The following is a 1,770-nucleotide window of genomic DNA, read 5'->3' on the forward strand; positions in this document are numbered from 1 at the left end:
CCACAGGCTTACTGGAGAAAATTAAAGCAACGTTTACTAATTGAAGGAAATGAAACCGTGACGAATTGTCACGCTTTGAAAATGGAAGCCAGCGACGGAAAAATGCGCCTTACCGATGTTGCTGATACCGAGCAACTGCTAGTAAAAGAATATGAATAAACCAATCAGGGAAATTTAGCCTGTGCTCAATAAAATACTCAATACATTCGGAACGCGGCTTTTATCAGCTTTTCTCAACCTGCTGATCACTATCATCATTTCCCGTTTTCTTGGTCCGGAGGGAAAAGGCGAACAGGGAATCATCATCGCCACTATCGCTTACATCCTCGTGTTTGCCAACCTGATGGGGGGCAGTGCAATAGTCTATCTCGTTCCCCGCTTTTCGTCCTCAGTGATTATTCTGCCAGCTTATATTTGGTCGGTCCTGACGTCCACAGGTTTTTTCTTTGTGCTTTGTGTCTTTAACCTTGTTGATCCGGCGATGATCATGCACGTTTGCATGCTTTCCAGCATCAGCGCTTTTACGGCCATCAACTCATCCGTATTGATCGGCAAAGAAAAAATTGCTACTTCCAACCTCATTGCATTTATCCAGCCCCTGATCATCATGCTGGTACTGGTTATTCTCTTTTTTGGATTTGGCCAAAACACCATTCATTCCTATATTATTTCGCTCTATGTCTCCTTCGGGGCAGCTTTTCTGATCAGTTTGTTTTACTTCAAAAAGTTTACGGAGAGATTTTCCTTTGCCGGAATTGATCAGTATTTGATCATCGTTCGTCACCTTTTCAGGTATGGTTTGCTGAACCAACTGGCACACATTTTCCAGTTGCTTAGCTTCAGGATGAGCTATTACTGGCTCGAACAAACCTATTCCACCGCCGAAGTGGGGGTTTATTCCAACGGAACCTCCCTGGTGGAGTCCATCTGGTTAATCAGCCGCAGTATTAGTCTTGTGCAATATGCACGTATCGCCAATACCAGCGATAAGTTGTACTCGCAAAAACTTACGTTGCAGCTCACCTATGCCAGCCTGCTGGTCAGTTTTTTTGCATTACTTGTTTTGGTGTTTTTACCTCCCAAGTTTTTTATTATGATTTATGGAGAAGGTTTCGATGAAGTAGGCCATGTAATCGGTTCACTTGCGCCTGGCGTATTGTTTTTCAACGTCGCTCTCATTATAGGCCATTATTTTTCAGGCATTGGAAAATACCACGTTAACACCATCTCTTCTTTTGTCGGATTAATTGTGTCGGTGATCGGGTTCAACTTCCTTATTCCTGCTTTTGGTATAACAGGCGCGGGTTGGGCTACAAGTATTTCTTATCTTTTTACAACAATGATCGTGATTTGGTTTTTTGTGAAAGAATCGAAAATTGGATTTAAGGAAGCAATTCCAAAAAACAGGGAGATCAGGATATTGATGAAATTTTTCGACAAGAAATAAGTCAACAGGTCGTGAATAGGAATGTTGTGCTAAAGGAAATCTACAAATTAGTATTACACCCCTGCAGCAAGGCTAAACATTTTAAAAACATCTTTTGAACCTTGATCATGTGCGGAATTGAAAAAGGCAGTCAACTAAACTTTAGTTAACTGCCTCATTTACTGGTGACTCCGAAGGGACTCGAACCCCAAACCTTCTGATCCGTAGTCAGATGCTCTATCCAATTGAGCTACGGAGCCAATATTTCAACTTTCTGATCCGTAGTCATGCCGGATGTCCGGCACAATTGAGCTACGGAGCCAATATTTCAACTTTCTGATCCG

At 42.3% G+C, this 1,770-nt stretch carries 2 protein-coding genes and 1 tRNA gene; 2 read left to right on the forward strand and 1 reads right to left on the reverse strand.

Features of this window, described 5'->3' with window-relative positions; genetic code table 11:
* Together IH598_17865 and IH598_17870 are read left to right on the forward strand one after the other, a co-directional pair.
* A partial coding sequence (locus IH598_17865) for a phage antirepressor protein (GenBank protein ID MBE0640383.1) occupies positions 1 to 159 on the forward strand: 159 nt, incomplete at its 5' end.
* Between the two features lie 22 nt (positions 160 to 181).
* A complete protein-coding gene (locus tag IH598_17870) occupies positions 182 to 1,447 on the forward strand; it encodes a polysaccharide biosynthesis C-terminal domain-containing protein (GenBank protein MBE0640384.1) in 1,266 nt (421 codons plus the stop codon).
* 162 nt (positions 1,448 to 1,609) lie between these two features.
* Here IH598_17870 and IH598_17875 read toward each other — a convergent pair.
* A tRNA-Arg gene (locus tag IH598_17875) sits at positions 1,610 to 1,686 on the reverse strand.
* Positions 1,687 to 1,770: the final 84 nt, after the last annotated feature.

Source organism: Bacteroidales bacterium (genome assembly GCA_014860585.1).
In the GTDB taxonomy this organism is placed as follows: domain Bacteria; phylum Bacteroidota; class Bacteroidia; order Bacteroidales; family 4484-276; genus RZYY01.